This is a genomic window from Streptomyces siamensis (assembly GCF_039543605.1).
Classification (GTDB): Bacteria; Actinomycetota; Actinomycetes; order Streptomycetales; family Streptomycetaceae; genus Streptomyces; species Streptomyces siamensis.
On the sequence record NZ_BAABKB010000002.1, the window covers coordinates 1 to 18,240 of the forward strand.

Annotated in this window: 12 protein-coding genes; 8 read left to right on the top strand and 4 right to left on the bottom strand. The window is 70.6% G+C overall.

The annotated features are described in order from the left end of the window. Positions 1-404 precede the first annotated feature (404 nt). The 3 genes from ABEB03_RS02820 to ABEB03_RS02830 all read left to right on the top strand — a co-directional run bounded on the left by ABEB03_RS02820 (position 405) and on the right by ABEB03_RS02830 (position 3,242). Positions 405-1,283, top strand: coding sequence for a ComF family protein (locus ABEB03_RS02820; RefSeq protein ID WP_345640646.1), 879 nt, complete (start codon positions 405-407; stop codon positions 1,281-1,283). 315 nt (positions 1,284-1,598) lie between these two features. Then, positions 1,599-2,291, top strand: coding sequence for a ribosome hibernation-promoting factor, HPF/YfiA family (hpf, locus tag ABEB03_RS02825; protein ID WP_373557551.1), 693 nt, complete (start codon positions 1,599-1,601; stop codon positions 2,289-2,291). Positions 2,292-2,495: 204 nt separating this feature from the next. Further along, positions 2,496-3,242, top strand: a complete 747-nt coding sequence (locus ABEB03_RS02830; RefSeq protein WP_345640653.1) for a response regulator transcription factor — start codon at positions 2,496-2,498, stop codon at positions 3,240-3,242. Positions 3,243-3,352: 110 nt separating this feature from the next. Here the strand turns inward: ABEB03_RS02830 and ABEB03_RS02835 are convergent, their stop codons facing one another. After that, a complete protein-coding gene (locus tag ABEB03_RS02835; protein ID WP_345640656.1) occupies positions 3,353-4,576 on the bottom strand; it encodes a winged helix-turn-helix domain-containing protein in 1,224 nt (407 codons plus the stop codon). A gap of 109 nt (positions 4,577-4,685) precedes the next feature. Beyond that, positions 4,686-5,270, bottom strand: coding sequence for a GNAT family N-acetyltransferase (locus ABEB03_RS02840; RefSeq protein WP_345640659.1), 585 nt, complete (start codon positions 5,268-5,270; stop codon positions 4,686-4,688). A gap of 245 nt (positions 5,271-5,515) precedes the next feature. On the opposite strand from ABEB03_RS02840, the gene secA reads away from it, so the two are divergent. Further along, positions 5,516-8,323 carry a preprotein translocase subunit SecA gene (gene secA, locus ABEB03_RS02845; protein ID WP_345640662.1) on the top strand — a complete coding sequence of 936 codons (2,808 nt, stop codon included), beginning with the start codon at positions 5,516-5,518 and terminating at the stop codon, positions 8,321-8,323. Positions 8,324-8,446: 123 nt separating this feature from the next. Here the strand turns inward: secA and ABEB03_RS02850 are convergent, their stop codons facing one another. Next, positions 8,447-9,223, bottom strand: a complete 777-nt coding sequence (locus ABEB03_RS02850) for an Rv3235 family protein (protein ID WP_345640665.1) — start codon at positions 9,221-9,223, stop codon at positions 8,447-8,449. Positions 9,224-9,556: 333 nt separating this feature from the next. On the opposite strand from ABEB03_RS02850, the gene ABEB03_RS02855 reads away from it, so the two are divergent. Further along, positions 9,557-10,072, top strand: coding sequence for a DUF6912 family protein (locus tag ABEB03_RS02855; RefSeq protein ID WP_345640669.1), 516 nt, complete (start codon positions 9,557-9,559; stop codon positions 10,070-10,072). Positions 10,073-10,142: 70 nt separating this feature from the next. After that, complete coding sequence (locus tag ABEB03_RS02860) at positions 10,143-10,808, top strand: HAD family hydrolase (RefSeq protein ID WP_345640672.1); 666 nt, start codon at positions 10,143-10,145, stop codon at positions 10,806-10,808. Between the two features lie 516 nt (positions 10,809-11,324). On the opposite strand, the gene ABEB03_RS02865 is transcribed toward ABEB03_RS02860, so the two are convergent. Continuing rightward, a complete protein-coding gene (locus ABEB03_RS02865) occupies positions 11,325-11,891 on the bottom strand; it encodes a DJ-1/PfpI family protein (RefSeq protein WP_345640675.1) in 567 nt (188 codons plus the stop codon). Positions 11,892-12,567: 676 nt separating this feature from the next. Between ABEB03_RS02865 and ABEB03_RS02870 the strand changes: the two genes are divergently transcribed. Both ABEB03_RS02870 and ABEB03_RS02875 read left to right on the top strand, forming a co-directional pair. Continuing rightward, a complete protein-coding gene (locus tag ABEB03_RS02870) occupies positions 12,568-17,508 on the top strand; it encodes an NAD-glutamate dehydrogenase (RefSeq protein WP_345640678.1) in 4,941 nt (1,646 codons plus the stop codon). Positions 17,509-17,734: 226 nt separating this feature from the next. Then, on the top strand, positions 17,735-18,220 hold the full coding sequence (locus ABEB03_RS02875; RefSeq protein WP_345640681.1) for a GtrA family protein: 486 nt from the start codon (positions 17,735-17,737) through the stop codon (positions 18,218-18,220). The last annotated feature ends 20 nt before the right edge of the window (positions 18,221-18,240 follow it).

Below are 18,240 nucleotides of genomic sequence, written 5' to 3' on the forward strand. Positions count from 1 at the left end.
GCCCGTCGCCCGCCGCGCCGAGCCGACCGGCGTCCGCCCGGCGCGTCGAGCCGGCACGCCTCCGTCCGATCGCGCGCGGAGCCGCCGGGCCTGCGCCCGGCGGCGTGCGCCGACATGTCTGCGCCAGACGTGTACCGGCCGGCAGGTCGCGCTTCTGCGCCGCGCAGCGGCAGGTCACGCCTGTGCTCCGGACACCGGCAGGTCACGCTTCTGCGCCGCGCACCGGCAGGCCACGCCTGTACGCCGTACAACGGCAGGCCCCGTGTCGTACGGGTCCTCGGCCTCGTGCTCGTGCGGCGTGCACCGAGCACAGGGCGGCCGCCGCCCGGCGCCTGCGTGCGTTGTCCACAGGGAGTTGTCCACAGGGGTGGCCGGTAAGTCCCCGCATTGGCACAGTGGTGGTCATGCGGGGGTGGTGGCAGGACCTCACCGACCTGGTGCTGCCGGCCGAGTGCGGAGGCTGCGGACGGCCTCGTACGGTGCTCTGCCCGGAGTGCCGTGCCGCCCTGACCGGGGCCGCACCGCGCCGGGTGCGACCGGTGCCGGAGCCGTGCGGGCTGCCCGTGGTGCACGCGGCGGCTCCCTACGAGGACGAGGTGCGGGCAGCGTTGCTCGCCCACAAGGAAAGGGGCGCTCTGGCGCTCGCGGCCCCTCTCGGAGCGGCCCTGGCGGGGGCCGTACGGGTAGGGCCGGGCTGCGCGCGACGTGCTGGTCCGGGCGCACGCGACACGGCTCCGGAGGGGCGGCTCAGGGGCAGGAAGGGGCAAACGTGCGACGCGGGAGCCGGGCCGCTCCTCCTCGTCCCCGTGCCGTCGTCACGGCGGGCCGTGCGGGCCCGGGGACACGATCCGGTGCGCCGGATCGCGCTCGCGGCGGCGGGCGAACTGCGGCGCACCGGGACGCCGGCCAGGGTGGCGGCCGTGCTGCGGCAGCGGCGCGCCGTGGCCGACCAGTCGGGACTCAATTCCCGCCAGCGGCTGGACAATCTCGCGGGCGCCCTTGAGGTGGCCGCCGGAGGTGCGCGGCTGCTGGTGGACGGCGGGCCGGTGGTGCTCGTGGACGACCTGATGACGACGGGCGCCTCGTTGGCGGAGGCGGCACGAGCCGTCCGGATGGCTCGATCGGCCGTACGGCAAGTGGGTGAAGAGGAGGACGGGGCGGATCTGACGGAAGTGATTCGGCGAATGGCGGGTAGTGGCGAAGTCATGGACGGGAGGCCCGACACGACCTGCGCGGCCGTGATCGCGGCGTCACCGGACGCTTTCGAAATAAACCGGAACTGACAGAGAACTTGCATCGTTGCAGGTAATGAGACGGTCAATTCACCTGAACGGAGGTACGCCGCAGTAGAGGGTGACGACATCCGTCCGGGCGAGATATGTTCGGTTGTGAGGCAATGGCGCAGGCCGGACCTCGCTAATCCGAATGCCGTGCTGCGGGTTTCCGGCAATCACCCGCATCGGTGGGGTGGAGATCTTGCCCATGGGGGAGGAGGAGGTGAAAGTCACCGAGTCCGAGGTTCCGGGAGACACCGGAGCCGGGTGCAAAAGGGAGATGCTCCGCCAGTGGAGCGGAGCTATCCGGGAACGGAGTTCTGCGTGGACATCGTCGTCAAGGGCCGCAAGACCGAGGTGCCCGAGCGGTTCCGCAAGCACGTGGCCGAGAAGCTGAAGCTGGAGAAGATCCAGAAGCTCGATGGCAAGGTGATCAGCCTCGACGTCGAGGTGTCCAAGGAGCCCAACCCCCGACAGGCCGACCGTTGCGACCGAGTGGAGATCACCCTCCGCTCCCGCGGTCCGGTGATCCGGGCGGAGGCAGCGGCGAGCGACCCGTATGCAGCACTCGATCTGGCGGCGGACAAACTCGAGGCACGGCTGCGCAAGCAGCACGACAAGCGCTACACCCGCCGTGGCAACGGCAGGATCTCGGCAGCGGAGGTCGCCGACCACGTCCCCGGCGCCGCGACGCTGAACGGGAACGGGAGCGTCGTCCGCGAGGAGGAACCGGACAGTGTGCCGACCAAGAAGATCGGCTCGCTCGAGGTCATGGGCGAAGGCCCCCTCGTCGTCCGCGAGAAGACCCACGTGGCCGCCCCGATGACGCTCGACCAGGCGCTCTACGAGATGGAGCTGGTCGGGCACGACTTCTACCTCTTCGTCGACTCCGAGACGAAGGAGCCCAGTGTCGTCTACCGACGGCACGCGTACGACTACGGCGTCATCCACCTCAGCACGGACCCCATGGTCACGCAGGCCGGAGCGGACGCGCCGGGCGGTGCGCTCGGCGGCTGACCCTCCCGGTGACAGCTGAGCCGGTGCCCCTGGAGCGCGTGTGCGCCCCCAGGGGCACCGGTGTGCGACCACTTGGAGCACCGCTCTGTCACCGCACTGTCGTCCGGGCATGGAATCATGGCCGCACCGGCCCAACCGGTGGGCCGTTGCCTTGGGTTGGCGATGGCACAGGAACACAGGCCACGGCCTTCAGGGGGAGGAACGATGGCGGACAGCTTCGGACCGATGCGTGACGACGACGCCGACGACGGCGTGGTCGGCATGGGCCCGGACGCGGGCTCTTCGCGCAAGGAGCCCATCCGGGTCCTCGTCGTGGACGACCACGCCCTCTTCCGCCGCGGTCTGGAGATCGTGCTCGCGGCCGAGGAGGACATCCAGGTCGTCGGCGAGGCGGGCGACGGGGCGGAGGCGGTCGACAAGGCGGCCGACCTGCTGCCCGACATCGTGCTCATGGACGTGCGGATGCCGAAGCGCGGCGGCATCGAGGCGTGCACCTCCATCAAGGAGGTCGCCCCCAGCGCGAAGATCATCATGCTCACGATCAGCGACGAAGAGGCCGACCTCTACGACGCCATCAAGGCGGGCGCCACGGGCTATCTCCTCAAGGAGATCTCCACGGACGAGGTGGCCACCGCCATTCGTGCGGTGGCCGACGGCCAGTCGCAGATCAGTCCGTCGATGGCGTCGAAACTCCTCACCGAGTTCAAGTCGATGATCCAGCGCACCGACGAGCGCCGCCTGGTGCCCGCACCACGGCTCACCGACCGTGAGCTGGAGGTACTCAAGCTCGTCGCCACGGGAATGAACAACCGGGACATCGCCAAGGAGTTGTTCATCTCCGAGAACACGGTCAAGAACCACGTGCGCAACATCCTGGAGAAGCTCCAGCTGCACTCCCGGATGGAGGCCGTGGTGTACGCGATGCGGGAGAAGATCCTCGAAATCCGCTGACCGCGTGACCGCGTGACCGCGTGACCGCGTGACCGCCCGACCGGCCCCGGTCCCGGCGGAGCCGCCGGCTTCCGCCAGGGCCCGCCGTGATCACGCGGGACGGTCCCCTGTCATCCCAGGGCGCGCGCCAGCTCCCGGGCGAGCGGCTCGCGAAGCTCCGGAGAGTCCACCCGCTCCACTCGTACGTCCGTGCAGTCGACCCAGCTCGCCGCCTCCATCAGGGCCTGGGCGACCGCGGGGACTGCCTTGGGGCCGTCGAGGCCGACCTGCTTGGCGACCAGGGTGCGGCCCTCCCGGGCGGGGTCCACACGGCCGACCAGACGGCCACCGGCGAGCACCGGCATCGCGAAATAGCCGTACACCCGCTTCGGCTTGGGCGTGTACGCCTCCAGGCGGTGGGTGAAGCCGAAGATCCGCTCGGTGCGCGCCCGCTCCCAGATGAGCGAGTCGAACGGCGACAGCAGCGTGGTGCGGTGGCGGCCGCGAGGGGCCGTCTCCAGGGCCGCCGGGTCCGCCCACGCGTCCGCCGCCGTCCGGCCGGCCTGGCTCGCGCCGCTCCTGCCCTGCGCCGGCTTGCCCCAGCCCTCCACCTTCACCGGGACCAGGCCCGAGTCCGCGATCACCGCGTCGACCTGCTCACCCTTGAGGCGGTGGTAGTCGGCGATGTCCGCGCGCGTGCCGACGCCGAGGGACTGGCCCGCGAGACGGACGAGACGGCGCAGGCACTCCGCGTCGTCCAGCTCGTCGTGCAGCAGCTCGTCCGGGATGGCGCGCTCCGCGAGGTCGTACACCCGCTTCCAGCCGCGCCGCTCCGTGCACACCACCTCGCCGTACATCAGCGCGCGCTCGACGGCGACCTTGGTGCCCGACCAGTCCCACCACTCGCTGGTCTTCTTCGCGCCGCCCAGATCCGTGGCGGTGAGCGGGCCTTCCGCCCGAAGCTGCTTGATCACCTGGTCGTACGTGCCGTCAGGCAGGGCGTGGTTCCAGTGCGGGCGGGAGCGGTAGGCGCGGCGGCGGAACGCGAAGTGGGGCCACTCCTCGACGGGGAGGATGCAGGCGGCGTGCGACCAGTACTCGAAGGCGTGCGTGCCCGTCCAGTAGGCCGAGTCGACCGTCTTGCGGCCCACGGCGCCGAGACGCGCGTACGGCACGAGCTCGTGGGAGCGGGCGAGCACGGAGATGGTGTCGAGCTGGACCGCGCCCAGGTGTCGCAGGACTCCGCGGACGCCGGACCTGCGGTCCGGCGCTCCCATGAAGCCTTGGGCCCGCAGGGCGATGCGGCGGGCTTCGTCGGCGGAGAGTTCTGCGATGGGACGCGGGAGGCTCGTCATGCCCACACGGTAGGCGGTGCCACTGACAGTGGGCCCCGGGCCGGCTCGCCTCGGACCGAGGAGGCCGAGGAGGCCGAGGAGGCCGAGGCGCGCCGGGCCGCGCCGGCCCTCAGACCCCCGACGGGCGGTCGGGGGCCGGCAGGTACGGGGCCGTCGAGGGCAGGCCCAGGTCCGAGGGGAGCAACGAGCCGACCCAGCAGTCGCGCCGTACGCCCTTGTTGTTGATGGCGGAGCGGAGGGTGCCCTCGATGACGAAGCCGGCGCGTTCGGCGACGGCGCGGGAGCCGGCGTTGCCGACCTCGGCGCGCCATTCGACGCGGTCGACGGACAGATCCGTGAAGGCCCAGCGGGAGGCGGCGACGGTGGCCTCGGTGATGTAGCCGCGGCCGCGGTGCTCCTTCGTCGCCCAGAAACCGACCTCGCCGACGCCGAGGGAACGCATCGTGATGCCGAGCATGCCCACCAGTTCGCCGGAGGGGAGGAAGACACCGAAGGTGAACATGGAGCCGTCCGCCCAGCCGTCCGGCACCATCTGGTCGGTGAAGCCCGCCGCGTGCTCGCGCAGATACGGCGACGGGATGGTGGTCCAGCGCTGGATGTCCGGATCCTGGGCGGCCTCGTACACGGCGTCGGTGTCGTGCGGGCCCACGGTGCGCAGCACAAGACGGTCGGTGGTCAGGGTGACGGGGTCCATCGGGCGATTCTGCTCGGGGAGGCCGGAGGGGCGCCATCCCTTTGCCGTGAGTGAGCGGCCGGTTACTTTTCGACGAGCGAACGCGGCACCTTCGGCAACCCCCGTCCGTTGTCCTAGTGGCTGTCGCGGGCAGACCTCCCGGCGCGGTGTGGTCCTCGCTTACGATGGCCGTTGCTCAAGCTGTGATTTGTAAGTTTCAGTGAAACCGACCGTCCCAGGCCCGACCGGCAAGGAGACAAACCCCCGTGTCCGTCCTCTCGAAGATCATGCGTGCAGGCGAAGGCAAGATCCTGCGCAAGCTGCACCGCATCGCGGACCAGGTCAACTCCATCGAAGAGGACTTCGTCGACCTCTCCGACGCCGAGCTGCGGGCCCTCACCGATGAGTACAAGCAGCGGTACGCCGACGGCGAAAGCCTCGACGACCTGCTGCCCGAGGCGTTCGCGACCGTCCGCGAGGCGGCCAAGCGCGTCCTGGGCCAGCGTCACTACGACGTGCAGCTGATGGGCGGCGCCGCGCTCCACCTCGGCTACGTGGCCGAGATGAAGACCGGTGAGGGCAAGACGCTCGTCGGCACGCTGCCCACGTATCTGAACGCCCTCTCCGGAGAAGGCGTCCACCTGATCACGGTCAACGACTACCTGGCCGAGCGCGACTCCGAGATGATGGGCCGCGTCCACAAGTTCCTGGGCCTGACCGTCGGTTGCATCCTCGCCAACATGACGCCGGCCCAGCGCCGCGAGCAGTACGCGTGCGACATCACCTACGGCACGAACAACGAGTTCGGCTTCGACTACCTCCGCGACAACATGGCGTGGTCGCAGGACGAACTGGTGCAGCGCGGACACAACTTCGCGGTGGTCGACGAGGTCGACTCCATCCTCGTCGACGAGGCCCGTACGCCGCTGATCATCTCCGGCCCGGCCGACCAGGCCACCAAGTGGTACGGCGACTTCGCCAAGCTGGTCATCCGCCTCAAGAAGGGCGAGGCCGGCAACCCCCTCAAGGGCATCGAGGAGACCGGCGACTACGAGGTCGACGAGAAGAAGCGCACCGTCGCCATCCACGAGTCCGGCGTCTCCAAGGTCGAGGACTGGCTGGGCATCGACAACCTCTACGAGTCGGTGAACACGCCGCTCGTCGGTTACCTGAACAACGCCATCAAGGCCAAGGAACTCTTCAAGAAGGACAAGGACTACGTCGTCATCGACGGCGAAGTCATGATCGTCGACGAGCACACCGGCCGTATCCTCGCCGGCCGCCGCTACAACGAGGGCATGCACCAGGCGATCGAGGCGAAGGAAGGGGTGGACATCAAGGACGAGAACCAGACGCTCGCCACGATCACCCTGCAGAACTTCTTCCGCCTCTACAGCAAGCTCTCCGGCATGACCGGTACGGCGATGACCGAGGCCGCCGAGTTCCACCAGATCTACAAGCTCGGCGTCGTCCCGATCCCGACCAACAAGCCGATGGTCCGCAAGGACCAGTCCGACCTGATCTACCGCACCGAGGTCGCCAAGTTCGACGCGGTGGTCGACGACATCGCCGAGAAGCACGAGAAGGGCCAGCCGATCCTCGTCGGCACGACGTCCGTCGAGAAGTCCGAGTACCTCTCGCAGCAGCTCAGCAAGCGCGGCATCCAGCACGAAGTGCTGAACGCCAAGCAGCACGACCGGGAGGCGACGATCGTCGCCCAGGCCGGCCGCAAGGGCGCCGTGACCGTGGCCACGAACATGGCCGGTCGTGGTACCGACATCAAGCTCGGCGGCAACCCCGACGACCTCGCCGAGGCGGAGCTGCGCCAGCGCGGCCTCGACCCGGAGGAGCACATCGAGGAGTGGGCCGCCGCGCTTCCGGACGCCCTGGAGCGGGCCGAGAAGGCCGTGCGGGCCGAGTTCCAGGAGGTCAAGGACCTCGGCGGGCTCTACGTCCTCGGCACCGAGCGGCACGAGTCGCGCCGCATCGACAACCAGCTGCGCGGTCGTAGCGGCCGTCAGGGCGACCCGGGCGAGTCCCGCTTCTACCTGTCGCTCGGCGACGACCTGATGCGGCTCTTCAAGGCGCAGATGGTCGAGCGCGTCATGTCGATGGCCAACGTCCCCGACGACGTGCCGATCGAGAACAAGATGGTCACGCGCGCGATCGCGTCGGCCCAGTCGCAGGTCGAGCAGCAGAACTTCGAGACCCGCAAGAACGTCCTGAAGTACGACGAGGTCCTCAACCGCCAGCGCGAGGTCATCTACGGCGAGCGCCGCCGCGTCCTGGAGGGCGAGGACCTGCACGAGCAGATCCAGCACTTCATGGACGACACGATCGACGCGTACATCGCGGCCGAGACCGCCGAGGGCTTCGCCGAGGAGTGGGACCTGGACCGGCTGTGGGGCGCCTTCAAGCAGCTCTACCCGGTGAAGGTCACCATCGACGAGCTTGAGGAGGCGGCCGGTGACCGCGCCGGTCTGACCGCCGAGTTCATCTCCGAGTCCATCAAGGACGACATCCACGAGCAGTACGAGTCCCGCGAGGGCCAGCTCGGCTCCGAGATCATGCGTGAGCTGGAGCGCCGGGTCGTGCTGTCGGTCCTGGACCGGAAGTGGCGTGAGCACCTCTACGAGATGGACTACCTCCAGGAGGGCATCGGCCTGCGCGCCATGGCGCAGAAGGACCCGCTGGTCGAGTACCAGCGTGAGGGCTTCGACATGTTCAGCGCCATGATGGACGGCATCAAGGAGGAGTCCGTCGGATACCTGTTCAACCTGGAGGTCCAGGTCGAGCAGCAGGTCGAGGAGGTCCCGGTCGAGGACACCGCGCCGTCCCTCGACAAGGAGGACGTCGTCCCCGCCGGTGCGCGTCCGGAGATCCGCGCCAAGGGCCTCGACGCCCCGCAGCGACGAGACCGGCTGCACTTCTCCGCGCCGACCGTGGACGGCGAAGGAGGCATCGTCGAGGGCGACTTCACCAACGACGACGAGCCCGTGCGCTCCGAGGCCGACGGCCTCACGCGCGCGGAGCGCCGCAAGCAGCAGAAGGGTGCGCGTCGCCGCAGGAAGTGACGTTCGCCGCGCGCGCCGACCGTGCGTGAAAGGGCCGGGCACCTCGGGGTGCCCGGCCCTTCGCGTTGCCCCGGGGCACCGCCGCGCCAGGGGCCCTTCGCGGCGCCCGGGTGTGCGGCGGGCTCAGTCGTGGGGCATGCGGGGGCCGCCCAGTTCGACCGCCGTGCAGCGCCAGCGGAGGTCGGGGCCCTGCTCCAGGCGGAAGGCCATGGCGCGCAGCCGGTCACCGGCGCCGATCCGGGCGAACGCCTCGATGGCGCCGCGACGCGGCACGTAGTAGCCGATGTCGCGGACGACGGGCTGGGTGCCGCGGGTACGCAGGGGGCCGCGTTCGGCGAGCCAGGCCAGCTCGTCGTAGGCGCGGCCCACGGTGTGGCGCAGCATGCAGTGCACGGGACGCCGGCCGCTCAGCACGGCCACGAGGCGCTCCGCGAAGAGGTCCGTGGGCCGCGGCTGCGGAGCGGTCCGTCCGGGGCCGCGGACGGGCGCGCCGGGAGGCACGGCGCCGCCCGGTGCCGTCACCGGGGCGCCGCCGGCCGTCGCCGTACGGCCGCGAGCGGGCGCCGTACGCGGCCCTGGGTGGACCGCCGGGGCGGAACGGGAGTACGTGCCCGTCTCCGACGTTCGTGGGGGCGTGCCCGGAGCCGACGTGCGAGAGGACGTGCCCGGCGGCGAGGTGCGCGGGGACGCGCCCGGCGCTGTCGGACGGGGGCCTCCCGTGCCCGGGGGCGCCGGGAGGGTGCGGCCCGTGCCCGGCGGCGGTGGTGGCGGGCTGCCGCTCGGTGTCCTGCGGGGCGCACCCGGCGCCCGGGGCGGCGTGCCACCCGGCCCGCGGGTGTCCTGGCGACCCGGCGGGCGGGTGCCCGGGTGGCGCTTCGTCCTGGTCATCACCTTGTTCATGCGTCGTCCCCGGTCGCTGGGGCCCGGTCGATACCGGGCGGTAACTTGCGTGCTGGGGATCTTGTACGGGGCGGGGGAAGGCCATCGCAACGAAGCGGTGCGCGTGTCGCGGCGGCCCGGGAGGTTCACCTATCAGGGGTGTCCGGTGGACGTCGGCCCTGTCGGCACGGGGGAGTGCCGGGTGAATCCGGGGCCCGGGGTGGACGTCGTGGAGGGTGCCTCCGGGGACTCGAAAGGGGACGCCCGCACGTATCCTGAAGGCCCTTCCGGGAGGCGTTCACCCCCTCTCCGGAGGACCGCCCTCCTCGCAGTCCGACGACGAAAGTGGCAGCCATGCGCGTCTACGTCCCCCTGACCCTCTCCGGTCTCGCCGAGGCGTACAAGACGGGGGAGCTGGCGGCGGGACCGTTCGTCGCGTACGCCGTGACGCCCGCGCTGCGCGAGTGGTACCTCTCCGAGGACATCGAGGAGCTGGAGTACGCGGCGCTGAGCCGTGCCGCGCTGGCCTCGCTGCGGCTGATCGCCGTCGACCCGGGTGCCGTACGGCGGCGGGTCGTCGTCGCGGTGGACGTGCCGGACCGGGCCGCCGTCGCCGACCCCGACCGGGGGCTCGACCCCGCGGCGCTCGGCGAGGTACGGGTCTCCCAGGCCGTGACGCTGGCCAAGGCGGCGGCCGTGCACGTCGACGCGGACGACGCGGAGGCGGACGTCGCCGCGGCGGCCCAGGCGCTCGGCGCGGCGGACATGGGGGACGACGACGCCCAGTTCGTCGTCGACGGAGCCGAGGACCACGAGCTGCTGTGGTTCGCCACGCAGGAGATCCCCAACCTGGTGGGGCAGGGCGACTGACGCCCGCCCGCGGTGCGGCCCTCGCGTAAGTCGGGGGCGCGATGTCGGTGGTGGCAGGTACGTTCTTGGTATGGGGATGCACGGAGCTGCGCACATCGTCTGGGACTGGAACGGCACGCTGTTCCACGACAATGAGGCGATCATCGGCGCGACGAACGCGGCCTTCGCCGAGCTGGGGCTGGAGCCGATCACGCTGGAGCGGTACCGAGCGCTGTACTGCGTGCCGGTGCCGAAGTTCTACGAACGGCTGATGGGCCGGCTGCCCACGGACGTCGAGTGGCAGATCATGGACGAGACCTTCCACCGGTACTACGCGGAGCACCGCGTCGCGTGCGGGCTCACCGAGGGCGCGACCGAGCTGCTCGCGGGGTGGCGGTCGGCGGGGCGCAGCCAGTCGATCCTCAGCATGTACGTGCACGACGAACTGGTCCCGCTGGTCCGGGGATTCGGCATCGAGTCGCACTTCATGCGGGTCGACGGGCGGACCGGACCGTCCGGCGGCAGCAAGGCCGAGCACATGGTGCGGCACGTGGGTGCGCTCTCCGGTGTCGAGCCGTCCCGCGTCGTGGTGATCGGCGACGCGGCCGACGACGCGCTCGCCGCCCGGAGCGTGGGCGCGGGGGCCGTGCTCTACACCGGCGGCTCGCACAGCCGCGCCAGCCTGGAGGAGGTCGGCGTGCCCGTGGTGGACAGCCTGGCCGAGGCCGTCGAGGAAGCGCAGCGGCTGGCGGCCTGACGGGCGCCGGGAGCAGGCCTCGCCGGGCCCGGGAGGGCAGCCGGAGGGTGTCCGGCACGGGAAGTGCAGCGGCTGGCGGCCTCCGACCGGGACCGGGAGCGGGCCTCGCCGGGCCCCTGAGTGTCAGCCCCGGCATCCACGGCGCGATCGTCGGTGACGGCGGCACCGACGGCCTACGCGCCCGCAGGTGTCCTGCCCACGCGCCCGCAGGTGTCCTGCCCACGCGCCCGCAGGTGTCCTGCCCACGCCCTCACGGGCGGGCCCGGCAGCCGTCGGCGCCCCCGGGCCGGTCTCACCCCGGTACGGCCCGCAGGACGCAGCCGACGGCCGCTCCCGGCGTCATCGACCGTGATCCCGGCCGGGGCCGGCCGGCACACTCCTGCCGGGGTTCCCCACGACCGCGGGCGCCGCCGCGGTCCGCTCTGCGGCCCTGCCGGATCGGCTGGCCTGCCGGGATCGGCCGGATCGGCCGGATCGGTCGGGACCCCCGCAGGGCTCCGCCCCGTCGGTCCCCGTTCAGCTCGCCGGTGCCTTCGCGCGCAGCACCTTCAGGAACTCCCGCATCCAGCTGGAGTGGTCCGGCCAGGCGCGGGAGGAGACCAGGGTGCCGTCGACCACGGCCTCCGCGTCCTGGAAGGTCGCCCCGGCCGCCTGCATGTCGAGCTCCAGCGCGGGATACGCCGTGACCCGCCGCCCGCGCAGTCCGTCCACGGCGGCCGTCAGCAGGGGCCCGTGGCAGATCTGGGCCACCGGCTTGTCGGTGTCGAAGAAGGACTTGAGGATCTTGCGGAGTTCCGGGTCGTTGCGGAGGTACTCCGGCGCCCTCCCGCCGGGGATGACGAGAGCGGCGTACCGGCTGGGCTCGACCTCGGCGAAGGCGAGGTCGGCGGGCCAGGTGTAGCCGGGTTTCTCCGTGTAGGTGTCGAAGCCGGGTTCGAAGTCGTGGACCACGAACCGGAGCTGCTTGCGGGTGGGGGCGGCGATGTCGACCTCGTAGCCCTCCTCGCGCAGGCGCTGGTAGGGGTACAGGACCTCCAGCGACTCCGCCGCGTCGCCCGTGACGATCAGGATCTTCGTAGTCATGTCGGCCGCTCCCCTCGCCGTGTCCGAGTCGTGCGTCAGCCATGTCCCACGTCCATTGTGCTGCCGTCCCCGGCGGCCGTCCTGACAGCGTGGAGCCGAAGGGGGGCCGTGCCAAGAGGGCACCGGCGCGTTTCCGGCCGCGTGCCGGGGGTGCGTTTCCGGCCGCGCGGAGGCGTCCCGGAGCCCGGCCGGTCACCCCCGTCTCCGCCCCCACTGCATGCCCTCGCCCCTTTCGTCCCTGTGCATACTGTCAAAGTTCCACCCCCGGTTTTGTACACATACGGCTCATGACGGGTGCGGGGTAGGGGGCGATAGCCTTGTGGCGTGATCAGCGCGATATCTCGCGGGGGCATCGTCGCCCCTGCCCCGCGCCCGGAGAGCACGGACCACATCCGTGACCGGGCGGCAATCGCTGATCTTCGCGGGCGGGACAGGACGACGGCGAGCGGGCCGCGTGCCCTCCGTACGTCGAGGACGCCGCGGGAACGGACGCCGACGAGAGCGGTGTCACAGCCCCCGGCGGTGTCGAGAATGACCGATAACCTCCCGCCCATCTCATCTTGCGGCATAGCGTCGGACCTGACCGGACACCCCGCGTCACGGCGTCACGCCGGAAGCACCGAGACCGTACTTCCATCAACGTCACGCAACGGCGCGCGACAGGAGCCAGAGGACAATGCAGACCAAGCTGGACGAAGCCAAGGCCGAGCTGCTCGAACGGGCCGCCCGGGTAGCTGAGAACAGCCCGGTCGGGGGGCACCTACCGACTGGGACGACGGGCGAGGGCACCCCCGACCGGGACACCGTGCTCGCGTTCCTCCAGCGCTACTACCTGCACACAGCCCCGGAGGACCTCGCCGACCGTGACCCGGTCGACGTCTTCGGAGCCGCCTTCTCGCACTACCGGCTGGCCGAGAACCGCCCACAGGGCACGGCCAACGTGCGGGTCCACACGCCGACCGTCGAGGAGAACGGCTGGACCTGCAGCCACTCCGTCGTCGAGGTCGTAACCGACGACATGCCCTTCCTCGTCGACTCGGTCACCAACGAGCTGTCCCGTCAGGGGCGCGGCATCCACGTCGTCATCCACCCGCAGTTCGTGGTGCGGCGCGATCTGACCGGCAAGCTCATCGAGGTGCTGCCCGCCCGTCCGGCCGCCGAGGAGCTGCCGCACGACGCGCACGTCGAGTCGTGGATCCACGTCGAGATCGACCGTGAGACCGACCGTGCCGACCTGAAGCAGATCACGTCCGACCTGCTGCGCGTCCTGTCCGACGTCCGCGAGGCCGTCGAGGACTGGGAGAAGATGCGCGACTCCGCGCTGCGCATCGCGGAGGAGCTGCCCGCCGAGCCGACCGCGGGCGACCTGCGCGACCAGGAGGTGGAGGAGGCCCGTGAGCTGCTGCGCTGGCTCTCGGACGACCACTTCACCTTCCTGGGGTACCGGGAGTACGAGCTTCGCGGCGACGACTCGCTGGCCGCCGTGCCGGGCACCGGCCTCGGCATCCTGCGCTCCGACCCGCACCACGCCGGCGAGGACAGCCACCCGGTCAGCCCGTCCTTCGAGCGGCTGCCCGCCGACGCGCGCGCCAAGGCCCGCGAGCACAAGCTGCTGGTCCTGACCAAGGCGAACAGCCGGGCGACGGTGCACCGTCCGTCGTACCTGGACTACGTCGGCGTCAAGAAGTTCGACGAGCAGGGGAACGTGGTCGGGGAGCGGCGCTTCCTGGGCCTGTTCTCGTCCGCCGCCTACACCGAGTCCGTGCGCCGGGTGCCCGTCATCCGCCGCAAGGTCGAGGAGGTCCTCAGGGGCGCGGGCTTCTCGCCCAACAGCCACGACGGCCGCGACCTGCTCCAGATCCTGGAGACGTACCCGCGCGACGAGCTGTTCCAGACGCCCGTGGACGAGCTCCGCTCGATCGTCACGTCGGTCCTGTACCTCCAGGAGCGGCGCCGGCTGCGGCTCTACCTGCGCCAGGACGAGTACGGCCGCTACTACTCGGCCCTCGTCTACCTGCCGCGCGACCGCTACACCACCGGTGTGCGCCTGCGGATCATCGACATCCTGAAGGAAGAGCTGCACGGCACCAGCGTCGACTTCACGGCCTGGAACACCGAGTCGATCCTGTCCCGGCTGCACTTCGTGGTCCGGGTCGAGCCGGGCACCGAGCTGCCGCAGCTGTCCGACAACGACAAGGACCGCATCGAGGCGCGGCTCGTCGAGGCCGCCCGCTCCTGGGCCGACGGCTTCGCGGAGGCCCTGACCGCCGAGTGCGGTGAGGAGCGCGCCGCGGAACTGCTGCGCCGCTACGGCAACGCGTTCCCCGAGGGCTACAAGGCCGACCACACCCCGCGTGCCGCGGTCGCCGACCTGGTCCACCTCCAGGCGCTCACGCAGGACGCGAGCAAGGACTTCGCACTCAGCCTGTACGAGCCGGTGGGCGCCGCGCCCGGCGAGCGCCGTTTCAAGATCTACCGCACCGGCGAGCAGGTCTCGCTCTCCGCGGTCCTCCCGGCCCTCAACCGCATGGGCGTCGAGGTCACCGACGAGCGCCCGTACGAGCTGCGCTGCTCGGACCGTACGACGGCCTGGATCTACGACTTCGGGCTGCGCCTGCCCAAGTCCGCGAACGGCAACGGCGACGCCCTCGGCGACGACGGCCGCGAGCGGTTCCAGGAGGCCTTCTCCGCCACCTGGACCGGCGAGGCCGAGAACGACGGCTTCAACGCCCTCGTGCTCAGCGCCGGGCTGAACTGGCGGCAGGCGATGGTGCTGCGCGCGTACGCGAAGTACCTGCGCCAGGCCGGATCCACCTTCAGCCAGGACTACATGGAGGACACCCTCCGCAACAACGTCCACACCACCCGGCTGCTGGTCTCGCTGTTCGAGGCGCGGATGTCGCCGGACCGCCAGCGCGCCGGCGTCGAGCTGACCGACGCCCTGCTGGAGGAGCTGGACGCCGCGCTCGACCAGGTCGCCTCGCTCGACGAGGACCGGATCCTGCGGTCCTTCCTGCACCTCATCAAGGCGACCCTGCGGACGAACTTCTTCCAGGAGGCGCTCGGCGGCAAGCCGCACGAGTACGTCTCGATGAAGTTCGACCCGACCGCCATCCCGGACCTCCCGGCGCCGCGGCCGGCGTACGAGATCTGGGTGTACTCGCCGCGCGTCGAAGGCGTGCACCTGCGCTTCGGCAAGGTCGCGCGAGGCGGTCTGCGCTGGTCCGACCGCCGTGAGGACTTCCGCACGGAGATCCTCGGCCTGGTCAAGGCGCAGATGGTGAAGAACACCGTCATCGTGCCGGTCGGCGCCAAGGGCGGCTTCGTCGCCAAGCAGCTGCCGGACCCGTCGGTGGACCGCGACGCCTGGCTCGCCGAGGGCATCCGCAGCTACCGCACCTTCATCTCGGCGCTGCTCGACATCACCGACAACATGGTCGGCGGGGAGGTCGTGCCGCCGGTCGACGTGGTGCGTCACGACGGGGAGGACACCTACCTCGTCGTCGCCGCCGACAAGGGCACCGCGACGTTCTCGGACATCGCCAACGAGGTCGCCGAGAGCTACAACTTCTGGCTCGGCGACGCCTTCGCCTCCGGCGGCTCGGCCGGCTACGACCACAAGGGCATGGGCATCACCGCCCGCGGCGCCTGGGAGTCCGTCAAGCGGCACTTCCGGGAGCTGGGCGTGAACACCCAGACGCAGGACTTCACGGTCGTCGGCGTCGGCGACATGTCCGGTGACGTGTTCGGCAACGGCATGCTGCTCTCCGAGCACATCCGTCTGGTCGCCGCGTTCGACCACCGGCACATCTTCATCGACCCGACCCCGGACGCGGAGGCCTCGTACGCCGAGCGCCGCCGCCTGTTCGAGCTGCCGCGCTCCTCGTGGGCCGACTACGACACCGAGCTGATCTCCGCCGGCGGTGGCGTCTTCCCGCGCACCGCCAAGGCCATCCCGGTCAACGCGCACATCCGTGAGGCCCTCGGCATCGAGTCGGGCGTCGCCAAGATGACCCCGGCCGACCTGATGAAGGCGATCTTCCAGGCGCCGGTCGACCTGCTGTGGAACGGCGGCATCGGCACGTACGTGAAGTCGTCCGCGGAGTCGCACGCCGACGTGGGTGACAAGGCCAACGACGCCATCCGCGTGGACGGCGCCGAGCTGCGCGTCAAGGTCGTCGGCGAGGGCGGCAACCTGGGTCTGACCCAGCTCGGCCGGATCGAGTTCGCCCAGCAGGGCGGCAAGATCAACACCGACGCCATCGACAACAGCGCGGGCGTGGACACCTCCGACCACGAGGTGAACATCAAGATCCTGCTCAACGCGGTGGTGGCCAACGGCGATCTGACGGTCAAGCAGCGCAACAAGCTGCTCGCCGAGATGACCGACGAGGTCGGCGCGCTGGTCCTGCGCAACAACTACGCGCAGAACGTGGCGATCGCCAACGCGCTGGCCCAGTCGCCGAGCATGCTCCACGCCCAGCAGCGCTTCATCCGTCACCTGGTGCGCGAGGGCCACCTCGACCGGGCGCTGGAGTTCCTGCCCAGCGATCGGCAGATCCGGGAACGGATGGTCGCCGGGCTGGGCCTGACCGGCCCGGAGACGGCCGTCCTCCTCGCCTACACGAAGATCACGGTCGCCGAGGAACTGCTCGCCACGTCGCTGCCGGACGATCCGCACCTGGAGCGGCTGCTGCTGGCGTACTTCCCGAGCGCGCTGCGCGAGAAGCTCCGTGAGCAGATCGACGGGCACGCGCTGCGCCGCGAGATCGTCACGACCGTCCTGGTCAACGACACGGTCAACACGGGCGGTACGAGCTTCCTGCACCGGCTGCGCGAGGAGACCGGCGCGTCGCTGGAGGAGATCGTCCGGGCGCAGACCGCGGCCCGCGCGATCTTCGAGTCGAGCAAGGTGTGGGACGCGGTGGAGGCGCTCGACAACATCGTCGCCGCCGACATCCAGACCCGTATCCGGCTGCACTCGCGCCGTCTGGTGGAGCGCGGGACGCGCTGGCTGCTCAACAACCGGCCGCAGCCGCTCCAGCTCGCCGAGACGATCGGCTTCTTCAGCGAGGGCGTCGAGCAGGTCTGGTCCGAGTTGCCGAAGCTGCTGCGCGGTGCCGACCTCGAGTGGTACCAGCAGATCTACGACGAGCTGACGGGCGCGGGTGTCCCGGACGAACTGGCCACCAGGGTGGCCGGGTTCTCCTCCGCCTTCCCGACGCTGGACATCGTCGCGGTGGCCGACCGGATGGGCAAGGACCCGATGGACGTCGCCGAGGTGTACTACGACCTCGCCGACCGCCTCGGGATCACCCAGCTCATGGACCGCATCATCGAGCTGCCGCGCGCGGACCGCTGGCAGTCCATGGCCCGTGCGTCGATCCGTGAGGACCTGTACGCGGCGCACGCGGCCCTGACGGCGGACGTCCTGGCCGCGGGCAGCGACTCCGCGACTCCCGAGCAGCGCTTCAAGGCCTGGGAGGAGAAGAACGCGGCGATCCTCGGCCGGGCGCGCACGACGCTGGAGGAGATCCAGGGCTCGGACGCGTTCGACCTGGCGAACCTGTCGGTGGCGATGCGGACGATGCGCACGCTGATGCGGACGCATTCGTAGGCCGTCCATCAGGCCGTAGGGCGACACGGCGATACGCCGAGGGGGCGCCCCGGATCTCGTACGAGATCCGGGGCGCCCCCGTTCGTGTTTTCCGGCGCGGCCTGATCGGGCTTTTCTTTCCGACCTCCGAAGGGAATCGGGCCCTGAATTTACCTATTCATGCTAAATAGGACATTTGGGTTAGGTTTGGCCCGATCGTCGACGGCTGGCTGGAGGACTCGGACCCGTGACAGTGCAACTCAGTGAGCGGCGGGCCCCGGTCGCGGCCGTGCCCGCTCCCCGCTCCAGGCCGTTCGTGCGCACCCGCCGGCTCGCCCTCGAAGTGGCCCGGTTCTCGGTGGTCGGCGGCAGCGGTGTCGCGGTCAACATCCTCTTCTTCAATGTGCTGCTGCACGGTCTGGCGTGGCCCCCGATGGTCGCCACGGTGGTCGCCAGTTGTGTCGCCATGGGCACCAATTACCTCGGATTCCGGTTTTTTGCCTATCGGGACCGCGCCTCGCGCACCACGCGGCAGATCGTTCTCTTCTTCGCGTTCAGCGGTCTCGGTGTCGCCATGGAGAGCGCCCTGTTCTACCTCGGCTACCGCAGTTTCGGGATGAGCGGTCCGCTCGCCTCGAACGCCGCCAAGGCGCTGTCGATCGTGCTGGCGTCGGCCTTCCGCTTCGTGGTGTACCGGACCTGGGTCTTCCAACACGCGAAGCACGGTCGATAACGCCGCACAGCGGGACATTG

What these genes read in the sequence shown, in the direction of transcription:
- ABEB03_RS02820 (WP_345640646.1), top strand. Translation starts at nt 405, where the DNA reads ATGCGGGGGTGGTGGCAGGACCTCACCGACCTGGTGCTGCCGGCCGAG.
- ABEB03_RS02830 (WP_345640653.1), top strand. Translation starts at nt 2,496, where the DNA reads ATGGCGGACAGCTTCGGACCGATGCGTGACGACGACGCCGACGACGGC.
- ABEB03_RS02835 (WP_345640656.1), bottom strand. Translation starts at nt 4,576, where the DNA reads ATGACGAGCCTCCCGCGTCCCATCGCAGAACTCTCCGCCGACGAAGCC.
- ABEB03_RS02840 (WP_345640659.1), bottom strand. Translation starts at nt 5,270, where the DNA reads ATGGACCCCGTCACCCTGACCACCGACCGTCTTGTGCTGCGCACCGTG.
- ABEB03_RS02850 (WP_345640665.1), bottom strand. Translation starts at nt 9,223, where the DNA reads ATGAACAAGGTGATGACCAGGACGAAGCGCCACCCGGGCACCCGCCCG.
- ABEB03_RS02855 (WP_345640669.1), top strand. Translation starts at nt 9,557, where the DNA reads ATGCGCGTCTACGTCCCCCTGACCCTCTCCGGTCTCGCCGAGGCGTAC.
- ABEB03_RS02860 (WP_345640672.1), top strand. Translation starts at nt 10,143, where the DNA reads ATGGGGATGCACGGAGCTGCGCACATCGTCTGGGACTGGAACGGCACG.
- ABEB03_RS02865 (WP_345640675.1), bottom strand. Translation starts at nt 11,891, where the DNA reads ATGACTACGAAGATCCTGATCGTCACGGGCGACGCGGCGGAGTCGCTG.
- ABEB03_RS02870 (WP_345640678.1), top strand. Translation starts at nt 12,568, where the DNA reads ATGCAGACCAAGCTGGACGAAGCCAAGGCCGAGCTGCTCGAACGGGCC.